This window comes from Mesorhizobium sp. M8A.F.Ca.ET.165.01.1.1 (genome assembly GCF_004792065.1).
Taxonomy (GTDB): Bacteria; Pseudomonadota; Alphaproteobacteria; order Rhizobiales; family Rhizobiaceae; genus Mesorhizobium.
In genome coordinates this window covers 1-335 of sequence record NZ_SRTH01000149.1, presented here as the reverse complement: position 1 = coordinate 335, position 335 = coordinate 1, and the positions used below count along the sequence as shown (strand labels likewise).

General features: G+C 61.2%; 1 protein-coding gene. It reads left to right on the top strand.

The genetic code is table 11. The features are described from left to right. Nucleotides 1-66: 66 nt before the first annotated feature. The coding region (locus EN808_RS35495) for a DUF982 domain-containing protein (protein WP_135918243.1) at nucleotides 67-335 on the top strand (269 nt) is incomplete at its 3' end.

Sequence of the window (335 nt, the reverse complement as noted above, 5' to 3'; positions counted from 1 at the left end):
GGAACCAAACCGCCGAACGTGCGTTTAATGCAGTTCGGCTGCTTGCAGCCGACCGGGAGGATAACGATGGATCGCTTGCATTTCTTTACCCCAGTGCGTATCGCGCGTGGGCAGGGATACCCTTTGGAGGAAGTCGACAGCGTCTCCGAAGCGATGGTGTTCCTGCGGAAGTGGCCAACGGGAAGGCGCGGCCCAGTCTACCAGTGTGCCCTGAAATGCTGCTCGGCGGCGATGTCGGGCACCATGTCGGCCGAAGAGGCGAGAAAAGCCTTTGTCGGCTTTGCCCGCATCACCCGGATTCTCGACGACGACATGGCGCTGCCGCTTGGTGGTGC